A 17868-nucleotide genomic window follows, 5' to 3' on the forward strand; every position below is an offset into this window, starting at 1 on the left:
CACCTTTCAAACCTATTTAATCTTCCACCTCGCACCTTGTGGAGTATCCTCAATTACAATTCCCTGAGCCTTAAAAACATCCCGGATAAAGTCCGACATTTCCCAGTCTTTTTTCTGTCGGGCTTTAGAGCGGATCTGAAGAACAAGATCCATTACCTTAGAGAGCATCTCTTCATTTTCTACCTGAACTTGAGCCGGATGCAGAAAATCGAATCCTAATATTTCTCCCAGTTCAATGAGAGTTTTTTGAGCTTTAGCCAGACCTTCTGAAAAAGCAGGATGTTCTTGAACAGATCCGTTCATCGTCTTGGCTAATTCAAAAAGCGCCGCATAAGCCAAAGCTGAATTAAAATCGTCATCCATCGCCTTTTCAAAGGCCTGGCGTGCTTCTTCTGCAGCCTTGATTAATCCCTGCTCAGCCTGCTCATTTTTAGCGGATTCAGTCCTTTCCAGGGCTTGTTGGGCTAAGCGAACGCTTGTCTGTAATCGTTCAAGCCCTTTTTGGGCCATTCCCAAATTCTCGTCGTTAAAATCCAGCGGACTGCGATAATGAGTTCCAAGTAAATAAAAACGAATCACTTCTCCGGAATTTTTGGCCAACAGTTCCCTGGTCGTAAAGAAATTTCCTAAGGACTTAGACATCTTTTCCTGATTAATCGTCAGGAAAGCATTATGCATCCAATAATGAGCAAAGGTTTGGCCACCTAAATAACCTTCCGTCTGGGCGATTTCATTTTCATGGTGCGGGAAAACCAAATCTCCGCCCCCGCCATGAATGTCGAAGCCCGCTCCTAAATATTTCAGAGACATAGCCGTACATTCAATATGCCATCCGGGACGTCCCATACCCCAGGGACTTTCCCAGGCCGGTTCTCCCGGTTTGGCCTTTTTCCAGAGAGCAAAGTCCATAGGATGGTGTTTGCGTTCATCCACTTCAACCCTTGCACCGGCCTTCATATCCTCTAATGTTCTGCCCGAGAGCTTTCCATAACCAGGAAATTGATCTACAGCAAAATACACATCTCCATCGACATCATAGGCAAGGCCTTTTTTAATCAACCCCTGGATAATTTCGAGCATTTCCGGTATATGTTCCGTGGCTTTGGGATGAACCGTAGCCGGGAGAATGTTAAGAGCTTTGGCATCTTTAAAATACTCATCGATATACTTTTGTGCTAAGGCCAGAGGGTCCATTCCTTCAACATTGCCCCTCTGAATAATTTTGTCATCGACATCCGTAAAATTTTGTACATAGCGGACCTCATATCCTTTATAAATAAAGTAACGCCTTATCATGTCAAAAACGACAAACATCCGTGCGTTTCCCGCATGAAAGTAATTATACGTCGTCGGACCGCAGACATACATCGCAACTTTTCCGCTCTCTCGGGGCTTGAACTCCTCTTTCTGTCGGGTCATGGTGTTGAATAATTTCAAAGACATTGTATCGACTCTCCTCTTCTTTTAAACGTTTTTCCAAATAGTCTACTCGCTGCATTAAACATCGGAGCATTTCATTGACTGGGTCCGGAAGATCGTCATGTCTCAAATCAGGATCTTTAATGGGAACCCCATGATGAAGGACAATCTTACCAGGTATACCTACGACAGTTGTATCACTGGGAACAGATTTATTTACAACAGATCCCGCTCCTATTTTAACATTATCTCCAACTTTGAATGAACCTAAAATCTTAGCCCCCGTTCCAATAACAACATTATTGCCAATGGTCGGGTGCCGTTTGCCTTTTTCTTTTCCGGTTCCCCCAAGAGTAACCCCTTGATACAGAGTAACATTATCGCCAACTTCCGCAGTTTCACCAATCACCACGCCGCTGCCATGATCAATAAAAAAGCCTTGCCCGATTGTAGCGCCCGGATGAATCTCAATTCCCGTGAGGAACCTTGAAAATTGAGAGATCATCCTCGGTAACAGTACAAAATTGCGTTTATATAACCAATGAGCTAGGCGGTGAAAAAGAACCGCATGAAAGCCCGGGTAACAGAAGATAACCTCTAGTATACTTTTAGCAGCAGGATCCCGTTCAAAAATAACGCGAATATCGCGCCGAAGTTGCCCAAATATCATCGCTGACAGACACCCCTTTCCTTTATCATCGTATTCCATTAGCCAAAAATTGGACACAAAAAAGCGGAATCTCCGTCCAGAGACGAAAGGTTCCGCGGTTCCACTCTGATTGAACGACCCAAGTCATTCCAGCTCAAAACTTTAACGCAGTTAACACGGAAAGGCATACTTTAATTCTGCCCTTCAGCTCAGAGATGCACTTCCAAAAATTCCTGCCGATGGCTTACACCAATCCCATCTTCGCTAAGGGCAATTCCTTTTTGTACTCTTTCTCATCATAGCCTTAATTATTAATTAATGCCCAATTATAAGACAGATCCCTGCCACTGTCAATAAACTGTCCTACCATTTTAGATGTCATTTCATATAATTCCAGTTTAATGTTATACTGATAATTTACTGACCCCAATATCCAGTCTGCGCAGAGTTTCTGTCTTACCTAATATTTCGGCTAATTCAACACCACCGCCAGGACTTGACTCCTTGCCGGAAAGAGCAGTTCTAAGAGGCCAGAGAACTTGTCCATTTTTGACTCCAAGTTGTGAAATGACGTTGGCCAGAGTTTTCTCCAGTTCACTCAGGTCCCAGTTTTCCAGAACAGTTAAAGCCTCACGGGCTGCCTTTAAATTACTTAAAGAATTGACAGCGTCTGTTTTCATCTTCTTATGAACAAATAGGTTAATATCATAATCCGGGAGGCTCTTGAAGAAATCAATTTTCTCCGGGATCTCATCGAGGATTTCTATTCTCTTTTGTAATAGGGCACTGACCTTTTGGACATCGATGCCTGCGCCAAGAGCATCTTGGTAATAAGGCAAGGCTAAAGCATTAAATTCTTCCAAACTTAATCTCCGCAGGTATTCGCCGTTCATCCACTTTAATTTATTGACATCAAAGATTGCCGGAGACTTGCTTAAGCCTTCAACATTAAATAGTTTCTCAAGCTCTTGGAGCGTGAAGAATTCTTCATTAGTCCCCGGATTCCATCCCAACAAGACAATATAATTTACAATAGCTTCAGGCAGATACCCTTGAGAAATAAAATCCTCAAAGGAAGCATCACCTTCACGTTTGCTTAGTTTCTTTTCAGCCGTTTTCATAATTGGCGGTAAATGAATATACTCCGGAATGTCCCAGTCAAAGGACTTATAGAGTAAATTATATTTCGGTGTGGAGGAGAGGTATTCCGATCCGCGCACAACATGGGTGATTTCCATCAAATGATCATCAACTACATTGGCAAAATTATAGGTTGGCAATCCATCAGACTTTAAGAGCACTCCCTCATCGAGTTCTGAATTGGCGACGGAAACCGTACCATAGACAAGATCATGAAACTCTGTTATACCATCCTCAGGTATCCATTGCCGCACAACATAAGATTCATTATTGCTTAGCTTTTCCGAGATTTCCGCTGACTTTAAATGTTTGCATTGACAATGATGCTTGATAGGAACAGTTGCAGATTGACTGTTGTTTCCTAAGCCTTCGCCTCGCTCTTTAGAGCAAAAGCAGAAATAAGCACCCTTTAATTCAACAAGCTTATCAGCATATTCCTTATAAATTGATTTCCTTTGACTTTGGACATAAGGCCCATAAGGTCCTCCGATATCAGGGCCTTCATCGTACTTTAAACCAACAATATTCAGCGTTTTTAAAATCACTTCAACAGCGCCCTCGACAAAACGGGCTTGATCTGTATCTTCTACTCTTAACAAAAATTTTCCGCTCTGAGATTTCGCAATTAAATATTCATAAATAGCAGTTCTTAAGTTGCCAATATGCATATAGCCTGTCGGGCTTGGAGCAAATCTCGTCCTAACTTCTTTCATAACAAACCACCTTAAAAAAATTCTCTGAGAATTTCCGTCTCTTAGGGCAAAAGAATTCTTAAAACATTTTTATCGCTTATCCTTTACGACATTAACAATAGCCTGGGCCCCAATGCCTTCACTTCGTCCTTCAAAGCCCAGTCGTTCCGTAGTTGTTGCTTTCACGGATACGCTTTCAAGGTCAACATCTAAAGCCCGAGCGAGATTTGAGCGCATCTGGGGTATAAAAGGAGCAAGCTTCGGACGCTCTGCTACGATAAGACTGTCAATATTTCCAACGCAGTAACCCTGACCTTTAATCAGTTCGACAACTCGCTCCAACAAGAGAAGACTGGAAATTCCGGCATACCGGGGATCATGATCAGGAAAATGAGACCCTATATCTCCAAGTGCCAATGCCCCTAACAAGGCATCCATAAGAGCGTGAATTAAAACATCCGCATCCGAATGTCCAAGCAAACCTCTTTCATAGGGAATTTCCACGCCGCCCAAGATCAAAGGTCTCCCCTCAACCAAAGCATGAACATCATAACCTATTCCAACTCTAATTTTCAACACCCCAATCTATGTTTCGCGCATTGTTAAAATGCGTTCCGCTAACCAGAGGTCCTCCGGCGTAGTAACCTTGATATTCTCCCGAGAGCCCTCAATTACCTGGACCGGATACCCCATCCATTCTAACAAAGATGCGTCATCTGTGCCATAGTACCCTTTAGAAGCGGCACGAAGATGTGCTGCCTCTAACGTCTGACGTTCAAAAATTTGAGGTGTTTGTACTGCCCGTAAACGTTCTCTGGGCAGGGTATCTGTCACACTTCCGAAATCATTAATCTGCTTAATGGTATCTTTGACCTGAATCCCCATAGTCGCTGCCGCAAACCCTTCGGCGGCTTGTAAAAAGCGATGAAAATCCTTCAATGTCAAAAGGGGCCTAGCCCCATCATGAACCACTACTCGTTGAATAGTGGAACTGAGCGCTAGTACCCCTAAGCGAACGGAATCTTGACGTTGGACTCCACCTTGGCAAATCCTTGCTACTTTATCTAACTTATACTGAATAACAAGGTCTTTGATCAAAGCAAGGTCGTTTTCTGCCCCAACGATCACTATTTCCGAGACGCAGTCGGACATTTGAAATACTCTTATCGTATGGACTAAAATAGGTTGTCCCCTTAAGCTAAGAAATTGTTTATTGCCTTCGGCCCCCATCCGTTTACCTTGACCCGCTGCAGGAATAACGATGCCTAAATCAGCCAATCGCATTCACCTCATCCGTTGGACGAAGACCCATCGACTTTTTTTCCAGAGAACTTTTAGGTTTTGCGAAAATCATGCGGCCGGCAGCTGTTTGCAGAACACTGGTTACTAATACGGTAATATTTTGTCCCATATAACGGCGACCCGTATCCACTACAATCATCGTTCCGTCATCCAGATATGCCACCCCTTGACCCGGTTCCTTTCCTTCTTTCATGACTTGAACCAGCATCTCTTCCCCAGGGAGAACAATTGGTTTCAGGGAATTGGCTAATTCATTAATATTCAAAACCTTGACGCCCTGAAGTTCAGCGACTTTATTTAAATTATAGTCATTGGTTAAAAGAGGCGAATCCAAAACTTGACCCAAACGAACCAGTTTACTGTCGACCTCGTTAACATCATCGAAATCCTGCTCGTGTATATGAACCCTAATGGCTGTTTCCTTAGAGATCTGATTAAGAATATCCAGCCCTCGGCGTCCTCGATTTCGTTTCAACAGATCAGAAGAATCTGCTATATGGCGAAGCTCTTCTAATACAAAGCTTGGAATAAGTAAGGTTCCCTCAATAAACCCTGTTTTTACAATATCAGCAATTCTGCCGTCTATAATTACGCTTGTGTCAAGAATTTTATAGTGAGGGCCCTCAACATCAATACTCTCCCCAGTCTCCAAAATCTGATCGGCCTTTACTTCCTTCTGTTTTTCTCCACGATCTCTGAATTTAGGAATGAAATTAAGGAATCCCAAAACATCCTCTTTGCGTTTCATACCTATTGTAACGCCAAGATAACCTAAGAAAAGACTTAAAAGTACCGCAAGGAGCGGACCGAAAAAGGTGATACTAATAAACGAATTACTAAATAAACTTGAAATAATAAGTCCAATAATTCCACCAATAGCCCCACCCATCAAATCATGAGTCGGGACTCTGGTTAAGCGGGAATCCAGCCACCGCATCAGTTTAAGAACAGAACGAATAGTCACAGGTGCCACTAGAAAACCCAGACAAGCAAAGAGGAAAATCATAGCAACATAGGTCCAAACAGGGGAGAAATTCCATTTAAACGATTGTAAAAGATTAAGACGCAGTAATAGGTAATCTACATAAAATCCTAAAGCGCCAAATAATAGGGTGATGATCCCGCGAATTAAATTGCGAATCATCATTTCACCTCCTTTTCTTTTATCATAGTCTGACTAAAAGTCTTTCCAATTATACAGTTAATTCCATTTATTTTCAAGCAAAGGGAATATAATCCTTTAAGCCAGGGCTTTAGAAACCCATTGCCTAACCGCATCCTCTTCAGATCCTTCCGTCAGAACAAGCTCACTAATCAAGATCTGGCAAGCGTTTTCAAACATCTTCTTTTCCCCGGTTGAAAGTCCTTTTTCATTTTCCCTTTGAGCAAGGCTGCGTACTACATTAGCAACTTCAAAAATATTGCCGCTCTTTATCTTTTCCAGATTGGCACGATAACGTCGATTCCAGGCCAGGGTCGTCGCCGTGTCTTTTGTCTTTAATACCTCTAAGACGTCTTTAACCATGGACGGTGATATAACTTGCCGCAAGCCCAAGTTTTCAACATTTTTCAAAGGTATAAATAACTTCATATTACCCACAGGCAGATGCATGACATAATATTGGCTTATTTCGCCGAGAACTTCCCGTTCCTCAATGGATTCAATGATCCCGGCACCATGCATTGGATAAACAACTTTATCACCAACATGAAACATTCAGCCACCCCCTTCTTACCATTATAACAAGTTACCATGTCCGGGTCAAAATTTTAAAATTATATCACACAAGTCTTAAGCCTGTCAATTTCCCTTTTTGTTCTCTTACGCTCCTGAAAATTGACAACGACCTAACCATCTCGTTATAATAGAAATGGCAGAAAGGAGTGAGGATACTCGGTGGAACAACTCACTGACCAATTCCAAAATATCGTGAAGTCTCTGTTAATCCGACACCAAAGTATTTTGGACATCCTGTCCAAAGGCCAAGAAACTTCAGCACGTGTTAACAGAGCCGTTGTCAAATCGGTAACCAATTGCGGTTGTCATTCAGTGAATGCGCACAAGAAGTCAATCCCCCCCGATGCAAGCCTTGCCGATTTAAAAGACCTCTTAGACAGCCAACTCGAAGGGGATCTCTGCGATAACTGCAGAGACATTATAGAGGCGGAAATGGGCAAACAACTCTTTTACATAGCTGCCTTAGCTAATGCCTTGAACATTTCCCTGTCGGATGTCCTCAACCTGGAATGCAAGAAATTACAGACCCTTACCATTTTTAATTTAACCTAAAAACAGCGTTCATTGAGCTCCTGCTTAGCGGGAGCTTTTATATTTTGCTTCTAAACACTAAACAAAAAATTATTGCTGCCTGATTCTTTAAATCACAAGTTTCGTTCCTTTCACATAGGATAACTTGATGTGAAAGGAGTGAAACGGATGTTTCTACAGGCTCTTCTAGTCAGTTTTGCCCTCTCTGTCCTAAAAGGCGCCAGTCTGCTCGTTTCCTATGTTAACAATAACGCATTCCCACATCCTCTTAACAAAGACGAAGAATTACACTACCTACAATTATTAGAAACAAGTCGCGCAAACCCTTCTCCTGAAGACACCGCTCTCAGCAGGAGCATTGAAACTGCTCGCAATAAATTAATCGAGCACAATTTACGTTTAGTCGCTCATGTTGTTAAAAAATATGAAGGTCCTGAAGAAAGAACCGAGGATTTGTTTTCCATCGGTATTGTTGGCTTAGTTAAAGCTATTAATACTTTTAATCTGAAAAAAGGGGCCAAGTTAAGCACCTATGCAGCTCGCTGCATTAATAACGAAATCCTGATGCACTTTCGCATCTTAAAAAAGCGCCGCGGCGAAATGTCCATCTATACACCCATTGGTCAAGATACTAGTGATGGCGAATTGAGTATTTTAGAAAGCCTTTCGGCTGATACTACCCCCATACCTGAACAAATCGCTGACGAAGAAGATCAGCGTCTATTACTGGAAAATGTTAAAAAGCTCCCGCCTCTTGACCGTCAAGTTCTTCATTTAAGATTCGGATTATTGGAAGAGAACGAACATTCACAACAAGAAATAGCCGACATTCTCGGGATATCTCGTTCTTACGTCTCGCGAATTGAAAAGAGGGCTATTCAGACCTTAACTCTGGAAATGAAAGACAGCCTCCCCTAGTTTATCTGAAGTACTAACAGTTATTGGTTATGTAAGTAACGGTAAAGCTTAAAAAAGGTTTTACCGTTACTTACATAATTGGATCAATCCAGAACCATACTTAGCTATATTAGGTTAAAACCTATTTGACTATAAGCTGTCAAAACACACAAATTCCAAAAAGGAGGAACTGTAAATTGAATCAAAATTGGAATAAAGTGCCCCAGCAAAGGACTAATAAACCTGCCTCTATGCAAAATCCTAAAAACTCGCCCTCTAATACCAACGAAAAAGAGAGAGACACCCTAAACCCGACGAAAGACAAAAGTCCGGATGATTTGGAAATATTTTAAACTATAAACCATAACCAATAACCTAAATCAAGGCCAGCTTCAGCTTCAGCCTTGTTTTTTTTATCCTTATAGTTTGGACAAGGGCTCAAGTGTCTATGCTCCTATATTCGACAAGAATTCCGCAAAACCTTTGGCCATTTGACTAATTCACAAAGTTATCACACAATTTCCAACGATAATTGCCTCTTGCTCATGGTCTTGTCACTCTAATTTGATGTTTATACGAACTGCCTTCACTTTCCAGCTTTGTTAAGGCATTAAAAAATAACCAAGAGAGATAATAACTCTCGGGAGGTGATAATTATGACGGTTGCTTCTCAGGTAAAGCAAACCTTAGCAACCTTAAAAGGAGTTCAAGGAACATTAAGAACCTATAACGTTCAAGCAAAGGATGAAAATGCTCAGTCCGTTTATAATAATTCCTTAGAAATTACCAATGTGATCATTAAAGATTTGGAAGATCGAATCAAGGTTCTTGAATTTGAAGAGCCGCAATACAAAGGCAATTAAAAAGGCGGGTACGGTATGCAGGAAACTCTTTATTTAATTTTAAAATCGCTCGCGTTATTTTGTATAGCTTGGTTATCTATGCGGCTTATTGGCAAACGGAACATTACTAAAGTAAAACCTTTTAATTTTCTATCTTATATCATTATAGCCGTTGTAGTAACATTAATGTCCTTAAACCTTATAAACCTGAGCTCGGGATTTGTCGTTTTAATAACCTGGGTTGTTCTTCCTCTGGCCCTTGATTTTCTGGGTATCAAGAGTCAGGTAATTCACCAGTTTATTAACGGAAGGGAAACTGTTTTAATTAAACACGGAAAAATTATGGAAGAAAATCTTCTTCAGGTCCGAATGACAGGAGAGGATCTGTTGGCCGAACTGCGGTCAAAGAATATTTTCAACCTCACTGATGTTGAATTCGCTGTAATGGAATCTAACGGTGAAATTAATGCTTATTTAAAAGCTGACAAGAAGCCAATTACCGCCCATGATGTCGGACAGAAGGTGGCCCCACAAGCTGAACCTCAAACTGTTATTATGGACGGGAACATCCTTGCCGAACCTCTTTCCTCCCTGGGACTTAATCAAGATTGGCTGAAAACTGAACTTGACAAAATGGGAGTAGCTCTTGAGAACGTATTTATTTGCCAGGTTGATTCCTCCGGTGAATTATTCCTTGACCTCTTCAACGATGCTGTTGAAATTCCCCAGCCTAAAGTTAGGGAATTACTCTATGCCAACCTGGAAAAAATTCAGGCAGACCTCTTAGCCTTTTCTTTGCAAACGGAAAACAAAAGCGCTAAAGGTATGTATCTCCGCAATTCTCAGAAGCTTGATCATCTTATTAATAAATTACGTCCTTACTTATTACATTAAGAGGTGTTACCATGTCCGACAAAAAGAAGAAGAAATTATCTCCCACTCAACAGGAGTACCAGAAATTCGCCCAGGACAGAGAGCCTAAGAGGCCTATTTTTCTTAACTGCGTAAGGGCTTTCTTCGTAGGAGGTCTGATTTGCGTCATTGCTCAGGGGATACAAATGTTTTTTATGACCTATTATCATTTTTCCCAAGAGAATGCTGGAAATCCCACTGGGGCAGTTATTATTATAATCACGGTCTTGCTTACCGGGTTCGGCGTTTTTGATCATATCGCTCAATGGGCAGGAGCCGGCACCATAATTCCTGTAACCGGTTTTGCCAATACCATAGCTTCATCTTCTATTGAACACCGAAGTGAGGGATTTGTTCTTGGAGTAGGCGGCAATATGTTTAAACTAGCTGGCCCTGTTATTGTCTATGGCGTTTTTTCTGCCTTTGTAGTCTCACTAGTCGTCATAACGTTAAGAGCATTGGGTGTGATGTAAATGTTGCATGGTCATCAGTCATGGATTTTTGATTCCAAACCTACCATAATTGCTTCAGCTGCTGTCGGCGGGCCTCATGAAGCCCGTGGTTCATTAGCTGACGATTTCGATCTTCTTCACGAAGATATATGGCTGGGGCAAGACAGCTTTGAAAAGGCTGAGCGAAAACTGCAAGAACAGGCTGCTGAATTGGCTATCAAAAAAGCGGCGCTAAAAAAGGAAGATGTTCAGTTTTTATTAAGCGGAGACTTAATCAATCAAACAGTTCCCAGCAGTTTTGCTGCGCGCACTCTCGGAGTTCCTTTTCTCGGGCTTTATGGCGCCTGCTCTACCTCAATGGAGGGCTTAGCCCTGGCCTCTCAGCTTGTCGACAGCAAATTTGCCAAACATGTTCTTGTTTGTACTTCGAGCCATAATGCTGCCTCAGAAAAACAATACCGATACCCCACGGAATACGGAGCGCAAAAGCCTCCTACAGCACAATGGACCGTTACAGGGGCTGGAGCGGCCTTGGTATCCGATCAAGGAGAAGGCCCAAAAGTTACGTCAGCAACCATTGGCAGAGTTATCGATATGGGATTGTCCGACCCCTTTAATATGGGGGCTGCCATGGCACCGGCAGCAGTAGATACTATTGAAGCTCACTTTAGAGACTTAAACAGAGAACCGTCCTATTATGATGTCATCGCTACAGGCGATCTGGGCAGAGTAGGACATAGGATCGCCGGAGACTTATTAAAAAAACACGGTTTAGAAATACCGGAAGAAATTTTTACAGACTGTGGAATTCTAATCTATAAAGAAGACCAGCCTGTCGTTTTAGCAGGAGGAAGCGGATGTGCCTGTGCGGCAACAACAACCTTTGGACATTTCTTAAAGCGAATGAGAAAAGGAGACTTAAAGAAGCTTTTGGTTGTAGCTACAGGAGCCTTATTATCCCCCATGTCCTTTCAGCAAAAGGAAAGTATTCCTTGTGTTGCTCACGCGGTAAGTATTGAACTATAAGGAGCGCGGTACAATGGAAAAATTTATCTGGGCTTTTCTGATCGGAGGAGGCATTTGTGTCATCGGACAACTCTTATTAGACGGGCTTAAACTAACTCCTGCTCATACAACATGTGCATTAGTTGTAGTTGGAGCAATACTTGGAGGGCTTGGTCTTTACGATCCTCTGATTAAATTTGCCGGTGCCGGAGCATCTATTCCTATCAGCAGTTTCGGAAATTCCCTGGTCAAAGGAGCCTTGAATGAATATGCGGGAGTGGGTCCCATTGGAGTCCTTACGGGCATTTTTGAAGTCACGAGTGCAGGAATATCGGCGGCGATCATCTTTGGCTTCATGGGAGCACTTATTTTTAGGCCTAAAGGATAAGAACTAAAGTATATAAGATTTTTGTTTAAAACTCTGTTGGACCTGATTATTCAGCCTTTGGATATTTTATTAAGGAGGTGATTGAGAAATGACTGTTGGAACACAAATGACACAAGCGATTGCTACAGTTCAAAGCGCAGCAGCAACCATGAAAACATTTGCTTTAGAAACCCAAGATCAGGAAGCAAAAAAGACCTTTGAACAGCTTGCCCAAACCTTTGATTCTGCTCTTAACGTTTTAAAAGGCAGAGAGCAATACATTCAACAACAAGAACCCCAATATAAACAATAGCCGTGTATTAAAACAATTAATAACCCTAGGCCAACAGGCTTAGGGTTAAATTAATTTTCTTTGAGACTGCACTCAAGTAAGTTGCAATTGTCATTGACATCATCCAAAAGCAACGCTGCTTTATGCTTTTACAATCTGTGACTTTAGCTTTTCTGCCAAAGGGATATCTGCCGGAGCAAAATCATAGTTGTCTAATTCGTCATAACTAATCCAGGCAATCTGGCTATGAACATTTAGCGTAAAAACACCCGAAAGCCATTGGCATCTGAATGCAAGCAGTTTGATAGTGCCCTGAGGATAATCATAAATACTTTCTCCGAAAAAATCCAGGACTTTGATCTCCACCTCAAATTCTTCCCGGATTTCACGTTTTAAACAATCTTGCGGAGTTTCGCCGGGTTCAATCTTCCCCCCCGGGAACTCCCATTTCCCCTCTAAATTCTCACCCGGTGCCCGTTGAGCGATCAAAATGTTCTTATCCCTGATAATGATAGCAGCGCCTACTTCTACCGTAGTCTTCATCCTGGTTTCACCTTCCCATCCGTCCGATTAGGGCAAAACTTGCAGCGCAGCCTTTAAATCCTTGATAAAAGCTAACACTTCTTCTTCTTTGGTTGCCCAAGAGGTAACGAGACGAACTGCCGAATGATTGATGTCAACCTTTGACCAAACATAAAACGCATAGTTCTTTTGTAATTCAGAGATTATTATATCCGGAAAGATAGGAAAAATTTGATTCGAAGGTGAATGTACCAAAACGTTAAAGCCGGCTTTCGTTATTTCATCCCGAAGCAAACCGGCCATTTTATTAGCATGTCTAGCCATATCAAAGTATAAATCATCTCGGAAAAGCTCAAGAAATTGAATACCCAGGATCTTACCTTTAGCAAGCATAGCTCCTTTCTGCTTCATATGGAATCTAAAATCTTCCTTAAGTGATTCGCGACAAATTACAAGAGCTTCTCCTAAAAGTGCTCCATTTTTAGTTCCGCCGATATAAAAAGCATCTACGAGATCTGCCAAGACGGAGAGCTCCAGATCATTTTCATCTGAACACAGGGCTGAGCCCAGTCTTGCTCCATCCATGTATAGAAATAGATTATTGTCGTGACAACAGACACTGATCTCTTCGAGTTCCTTCTTTGTATAGATCGAACCAATTTCAGTTGGATTTGAAATATAAACTAATTTTGGTTTTACCATGTGTTCATCTGTATGTAAATCAAGAGCACCTTTGATATGCAAAGGATTTAGTTTTCCATCCCCTGCTTCAACCGAAATGATTTTATGTCCCGTTGCTTCAATGGCTCCCGTTTCGTGAACCAATATGTGTCCGGTGTTGGCCGCAATGATTGCTTCATGAGGTCTTAAGAAGGCTGAGATGGCGGTAAGGTTTGTTTGTGTCCCCCCCGAAAGCAGGTGAATGTCAATGTCATCTCTCCCTATTGTTTGCTTTAACAATTGAACCGCTTTTTGTGAATAGAGATCTTCCCCGTAGCCTTCAACCTGTTCAAAATTTGTTTCACCCAAAGCTTTTAATAATCTTGGATGGGCACCTTCACTATAGTCGTTTTTAAAACTGTACATTGCTAAGACTCCTTTGTATATTCTTTGGAGGGTATGGGCTTAACATCGTAATTATTGCTGGTATATACCTGCAGGATATTTAATATCTTAACCCTCTAAGCAAACTAATTCAACGGCTGGTTGACAATAATTGCAAAAGCCTCTTACAAGCCATAAAACAGTGAACTCGTTCAGCTAAAGCTGAACATCGGGGCTTCAGATACAATAATGTCCAGTGGACATTATTGCCGAGCCGCCTTTCCCAATAGGAATACTTAGCGGCGAAGGAGGACTCTACCCCACCTGAAGTTAACGAAGGACCCACCCCCACTTATAGAAGCGGGGGTCTCAAAAACCGAATGAAGCCCGTTCTTCGCATCGCAAAAAACGGGCTTCATTATTAAGGGATTTTGGGAAATGCTTAGTCTACACCTTCTTAACCCGCTGAGCCACAGAAGCAAATTTGTCCTTCTTCAGATAAGTCATCCTTAATATTCCCCTCATTGATTAGTGCATTGCTAAAATCCGGTTCTCCATTACCAAATATTGCATCGCAGGCGCTAGTATTATTGATCATAATGTTGGAGATTGCCAGTGCCACTTCCGCCGGGAGGTTTAATCGTCCTATCCACTTAAAACAATAAAAGTTAGTAACTGGATGAAGTGAGCCATCTTTGGCAGGAGTTGAAAACCATACGGTATAACTATACCCATCATAGGACTCTTCTTGGCAATGGTTAAAAATAGCTGTATCAGGAATCAAAATTCTATTTCCTAATCTCATTGCAGCCTTACGAGCATCGCGAATCTTTTGAGCATCGATATTCTTTTTAAGGAAATTAATGACCGTAGCGTCGGCCAGAGTCGTTGTATCACCCATGGTTCGGCCCTCAGCAATATCTTTGAGAAGCCGTCTCATGATCTTTCCGCTTCGGGTCTTGGGTAATTCAGCTGTCAAAAAAATATCATCCGGTCGAGCTAACGAACCAATTTTCAGCACAACATGAGATTTAAGTTCATTAATAAGTTGATCTCCTATCTCGATTCCCTCTTTGATACTGACAAAGGCAAATACTGATTGACCTTTGATTTCGTGAGTTTTGCCAACACAAGCAGCTTCGGCAACTGATGGATGATCAACCAAAGCACTTTCTACTTCAGCTGTTCCGATTCTGTGCCCTGAAACATTAATAACGTCATCGGCACGCCCAATTATCCAGAAGTATCCATCTTCATCCCACTTTGCTTCATCCCCGGTGAAATAAACACCTGGAATATCGCTCCAATAGGTATCTACATAACGTTTATCATTGCCATAGACTGTTTTCAGCATTGCCGGCCATGGCTCACAAACTACTAAATACCCGCCCTCGCCTTTAGGAACCGGATTACCTGAGGGATCGACTATTTGAACACGAACACCCGGAAAGGAGGTTGTGCACGACCCCGGCTTTAAAGGAGTAATCCCAGGGACAGGCGTCATCATAATCATACCGGTTTCTGTCTGCCACCAGGTATCAACTATTGGGCAGCGCTCTCCCCCAATATGTTTGTAATACCACATCCAAGCTTCAGGATTAATCGGTTCTCCTACCGACCCTAAAAGCCGCAGGCTTGAGAGATCCCTGCCCGCAGGATAGTTTTCCCCCCATTTCATAAAGGTACGAATCGCAGTTGGAGCCGTATATAAAATGCTTATTCTGTATTTTTCAATGATTTCCCAATAACGGTCTTTTTCAGGGTAATCAGGTGCTCCTTCGTACATTACTACTGTTGCCCCATTTGACAAAGGGCCATAAACCAAATAGCTATGCCCCGTTATCCAGCCGATATCAGCCGTACACCAATAAACATCTTCTTCCTTAATATCAAATACCCATTCGTGAGTTGTCGATACACCTACCATATAACCGCCGACTGTATGAACCACCCCTTTAGGTTTACCGGTCGTTCCACTGGTATAGAGAATAAAAAGCATATCATCGGCTTCCATGGGTTCTGCGGGACAAACATAAGGCACATTCCTGATGACTTCATGATACCACAAGTCTCTTTCGGCTTTCATGTCCACAGGGTGTCCCGTCCGCTGAATAACTACAACTTTTTCCACGCAATTAACACCACGTAACGCTTGATCCACATTTTCTTTTAAAGGTATAATATTTCCACGACGATAGCTCCCATCTGAGGTAACGACCACTTTTGCCTGAGCATCAAGAATTCTATCTTTTAAAGCATCAGAACTAAAGCCCCCAAAAACGACACAATGGGCAGCGCCGATTCGGGCACAAGAGAGCATCGCAATAACAGCCTCAGGTATCATCGGCATATAAATTGTCACACGGTCGCCCTTTTCTACCCCAAATGACTTTAGAACGTTGGCAAACTGAGATACCTCACGCTGAAGATCTTGATACGTTAAAACTCTCCGGTCACCCAATTCCCCTTCGAATATCAAGGCCGCTTTATTTCTGCGCGCACCTTCTAAATGCCGGTCCAGGCAATTATAGGCTGCATTTATTTTTCCGCCGACATACCACTTGGCGAAAGGAGGGTTCCATTCTAAAACTTTGTCCCAAGGTTGAAACCAGTCCAGCCTGTTCCCTTGTTCGCTCCAAAACTTCTCCCGATCATGGGCAAGTTCATGAACTTCCGAATTTTGAATAACGGCTTTTGAACGGAACTCTAAAGGAGGGAAAAACAACCGTTTTTCCTCCAATAATCCCTCACGGCGTTTCTCTTCCATAACCATATTCCTCCTATCGTTTATTTGTATATAATACACTATATTATTTAGAATGTTAAGAATATTTAGTTTATGGCTTAATAATAAGCACTTATCGTTATTTTCTTACAAACTACTTTCACTCGTCTCAATCTAACTTCACTTCTTTCTGGTCAAGGTCAACAAGAAAGAGGTGAAAGAAAAGGCATTAACAAACTCCTGCATTGATTCAACCAACTTACAAAAAAAACATATAATTTCTTGCAACTCTGCTCCCCCAAGCCCGTACTATGATATAAAAGGGGGAGTATCATTATGCCCGAACAGTTAACGCTATTTAACAGCGGAATTTTTTCAGGGGGAAGCTACGACAAATTAGCATCTATTCCTGATGAGACAGGGAATAAAACACTTGATGAAATAATAGAAATTTCCGGTTATTCTTATGATCCTAACCAGGATATTTTTTATTCAAATATGGACCCCTGGCAAAGGAAGATCGGCTATTGTCATTTTTTCGATGTGGCAGCCGCACCAATGGGAATGATCATTGACTGCGAACCTATTTTCTTTGACTATAACGACAAGCAATGGATGATCGGCTTTTGGAAAGGTCAGTATGATTTAGTTTCCGGAGCAGAAATTGGGGTCTATAGAAGGACTCCGAATCGCAATCCCCTGAGTTATATGCTGGGTTCTTATTATAAAAGTGCTGACGACAATGAACTCTTGCAAATGTCCTTTACGTTAAGGAAAAACGGGAACGTACTTTTTACCAGAAAAGACCGTCACTGGTGGTTAACAGGTTTCAAACTGGGCGAATTCTCTCAACCATCGGAATTATCCATGGCCATCAATATTACTTTAGATAACACAATTATGCGTGATGCCTTTATTGATGGGCTGAGAAATGCCGGTTACTCCGATGAGGAATTTACTCATTTCGGAACAACCGTGAGCTTCAATTTTGACGCACCTCATACCCCCCAGCCAATTACCCGAAATAAAGCCCTTGAGTGGATTATTCAGTGGAAAAATGAGCAATTATGCAATGAATTCGAGGATATTACAGGAGATTCGAATACAGTACCGGAAAAATTGAAGGTTCTTGAAGAATTAGCGCCAGAACTTTACAAAAGAATCCTCAGAATGGGGAGATCAAAACCCTTATATAATTTGTTTCAAAGTGGTTTAACAGCGGCAATAGCCTTATTGGTAATCATTATCGGCACCGTTTTTTATAATATTGTTTTACTCTAGCCGACCAAAACACCCAAACGAATAACAAACGAAGGCCTTGAACTCAGTCAAGGCCTTC

Annotated in this window: 20 protein-coding genes and 1 other annotated feature; of the genes, 10 read left to right on the forward strand and 10 right to left on the reverse strand. The window is 41.9% G+C overall.

Features of this window, described 5'->3' with window-relative positions:
- Positions 1 to 12: 12 nt before the first annotated feature.
- The 7 genes from cysS to B5Y67_RS20095 form a co-directional block, all read right to left on the reverse strand.
- On the reverse strand, positions 13 to 1443 hold the full coding sequence (gene cysS, locus B5Y67_RS20070) for a cysteine--tRNA ligase (RefSeq protein WP_088228167.1): 1431 nt from the start codon (positions 1441 to 1443) through the stop codon (positions 13 to 15).
- Positions 1340 to 2086: a serine O-acetyltransferase gene (gene cysE / locus B5Y67_RS20075; RefSeq protein ID WP_242976078.1), complete on the reverse strand. Its 747-nt coding sequence runs from the start codon at positions 2084 to 2086 to the stop codon at positions 1340 to 1342. The genes cysS and cysE overlap by 104 nt, the downstream gene beginning before the upstream one ends.
- Before the next feature lie 78 nt (positions 2087 to 2164).
- Positions 2165 to 2377: a binding site (T-box leader), on the reverse strand.
- A gap of 95 nt (positions 2378 to 2472) precedes the next feature.
- A complete protein-coding gene (gene gltX / locus B5Y67_RS20080; protein WP_088228169.1) occupies positions 2473 to 3921 on the reverse strand; it encodes a glutamate--tRNA ligase in 1449 nt (482 codons plus the stop codon).
- 69 nt (positions 3922 to 3990) lie between these two features.
- Complete coding sequence (gene ispF / locus B5Y67_RS26035; protein WP_242976053.1) at positions 3991 to 4476, reverse strand: 2-C-methyl-D-erythritol 2,4-cyclodiphosphate synthase; 486 nt, start codon at positions 4474 to 4476, stop codon at positions 3991 to 3993.
- 9 nt (positions 4477 to 4485) lie between these two features.
- Positions 4486 to 5178: a 2-C-methyl-D-erythritol 4-phosphate cytidylyltransferase gene (gene ispD, locus B5Y67_RS26040; RefSeq protein WP_242976054.1), complete on the reverse strand. Its 693-nt coding sequence runs from the start codon at positions 5176 to 5178 to the stop codon at positions 4486 to 4488.
- Positions 5171 to 6346, reverse strand: a complete 1176-nt coding sequence (locus tag B5Y67_RS20090; protein ID WP_088228170.1) for a PIN domain-containing protein — start codon at positions 6344 to 6346, stop codon at positions 5171 to 5173. Before B5Y67_RS20090 ends, ispD begins: the two co-directional genes overlap by 8 nt.
- A gap of 96 nt (positions 6347 to 6442) precedes the next feature.
- Entirely contained in the window at positions 6443 to 6919 is a 477-nt protein-coding gene (locus B5Y67_RS20095) for a CarD family transcriptional regulator (protein ID WP_088228171.1), read from the reverse strand.
- A gap of 180 nt (positions 6920 to 7099) precedes the next feature.
- Between B5Y67_RS20095 and B5Y67_RS20100 the strand changes: the two genes are divergently transcribed.
- The 9 genes from B5Y67_RS20100 to B5Y67_RS20135 all read left to right on the forward strand — a co-directional run bounded on the left by B5Y67_RS20100 (position 7100) and on the right by B5Y67_RS20135 (position 12259).
- Positions 7100 to 7492, forward strand: coding sequence for a DUF1573 domain-containing protein (locus B5Y67_RS20100; RefSeq protein ID WP_088228172.1), 393 nt, complete (start codon positions 7100 to 7102; stop codon positions 7490 to 7492).
- 147 nt (positions 7493 to 7639) lie between these two features.
- Complete coding sequence (sigK, locus tag B5Y67_RS20105) at positions 7640 to 8389, forward strand: RNA polymerase sporulation sigma factor SigK (protein ID WP_088228173.1); 750 nt, start codon at positions 7640 to 7642, stop codon at positions 8387 to 8389.
- A 176-nt stretch (positions 8390 to 8565) separates the two neighbouring features.
- Positions 8566 to 8721: a hypothetical protein gene (locus B5Y67_RS25460; protein ID WP_170932753.1), complete on the forward strand. Its 156-nt coding sequence runs from the start codon at positions 8566 to 8568 to the stop codon at positions 8719 to 8721.
- A 303-nt stretch (positions 8722 to 9024) separates the two neighbouring features.
- Positions 9025 to 9231, forward strand: a complete 207-nt coding sequence (locus B5Y67_RS20110; RefSeq protein ID WP_088228174.1) for a DUF1657 domain-containing protein — start codon at positions 9025 to 9027, stop codon at positions 9229 to 9231.
- Positions 9232 to 9246: 15 nt separating this feature from the next.
- A complete protein-coding gene (locus B5Y67_RS20115; protein ID WP_088228175.1) occupies positions 9247 to 10104 on the forward strand; it encodes a DUF421 domain-containing protein in 858 nt (285 codons plus the stop codon).
- 11 nt (positions 10105 to 10115) lie between these two features.
- Positions 10116 to 10595 (forward strand): stage V sporulation protein AC, encoded by a 480-nt coding sequence (gene spoVAC, locus B5Y67_RS20120; protein ID WP_088228176.1) that lies wholly within the window; start codon positions 10116 to 10118, stop codon positions 10593 to 10595.
- Positions 10596 to 11600 (forward strand): stage V sporulation protein AD, encoded by a 1005-nt coding sequence (gene spoVAD / locus B5Y67_RS20125; protein WP_088228177.1) that lies wholly within the window; start codon positions 10596 to 10598, stop codon positions 11598 to 11600. It begins immediately after the preceding gene.
- Between the two features lie 13 nt (positions 11601 to 11613).
- On the forward strand, positions 11614 to 11967 hold the full coding sequence (spoVAE, locus tag B5Y67_RS20130) for a stage V sporulation protein AE (protein ID WP_088228178.1): 354 nt from the start codon (positions 11614 to 11616) through the stop codon (positions 11965 to 11967).
- Between the two features lie 88 nt (positions 11968 to 12055).
- Positions 12056 to 12259 carry a DUF1657 domain-containing protein gene (locus B5Y67_RS20135; RefSeq protein ID WP_088228179.1) on the forward strand — a complete coding sequence of 68 codons (204 nt, stop codon included), beginning with the start codon at positions 12056 to 12058 and terminating at the stop codon, positions 12257 to 12259.
- 120 nt (positions 12260 to 12379) lie between these two features.
- Here B5Y67_RS20135 and mutT read toward each other — a convergent pair whose 3' ends face one another.
- From mutT to acs, 3 genes are all read right to left on the reverse strand, one after another.
- Positions 12380 to 12781 (reverse strand): 8-oxo-dGTP diphosphatase MutT, encoded by a 402-nt coding sequence (mutT, locus tag B5Y67_RS20140; protein WP_088228180.1) that lies wholly within the window; start codon positions 12779 to 12781, stop codon positions 12380 to 12382.
- Positions 12782 to 12808: 27 nt separating this feature from the next.
- A complete protein-coding gene (locus tag B5Y67_RS20145) occupies positions 12809 to 13846 on the reverse strand; it encodes an aminotransferase class I/II-fold pyridoxal phosphate-dependent enzyme (protein ID WP_088228181.1) in 1038 nt (345 codons plus the stop codon).
- Between the two features lie 415 nt (positions 13847 to 14261).
- Positions 14262 to 16571, reverse strand: a complete 2310-nt coding sequence (acs, locus tag B5Y67_RS20150) for an acetate--CoA ligase (protein ID WP_088228182.1) — start codon at positions 16569 to 16571, stop codon at positions 14262 to 14264.
- A gap of 294 nt (positions 16572 to 16865) precedes the next feature.
- On the opposite strand from acs, the gene B5Y67_RS20155 reads away from it, so the two are divergent.
- Complete coding sequence (locus B5Y67_RS20155; protein WP_088228183.1) at positions 16866 to 17810, forward strand: DUF4474 domain-containing protein; 945 nt, start codon at positions 16866 to 16868, stop codon at positions 17808 to 17810.
- Positions 17811 to 17868 lie beyond the last annotated feature (58 nt).

It is taken from the genome of Desulfosporosinus sp. FKB (assembly GCF_002196705.1).
GTDB lineage: Bacteria > Bacillota > Desulfitobacteriia > Desulfitobacteriales > Desulfitobacteriaceae > Desulfosporosinus.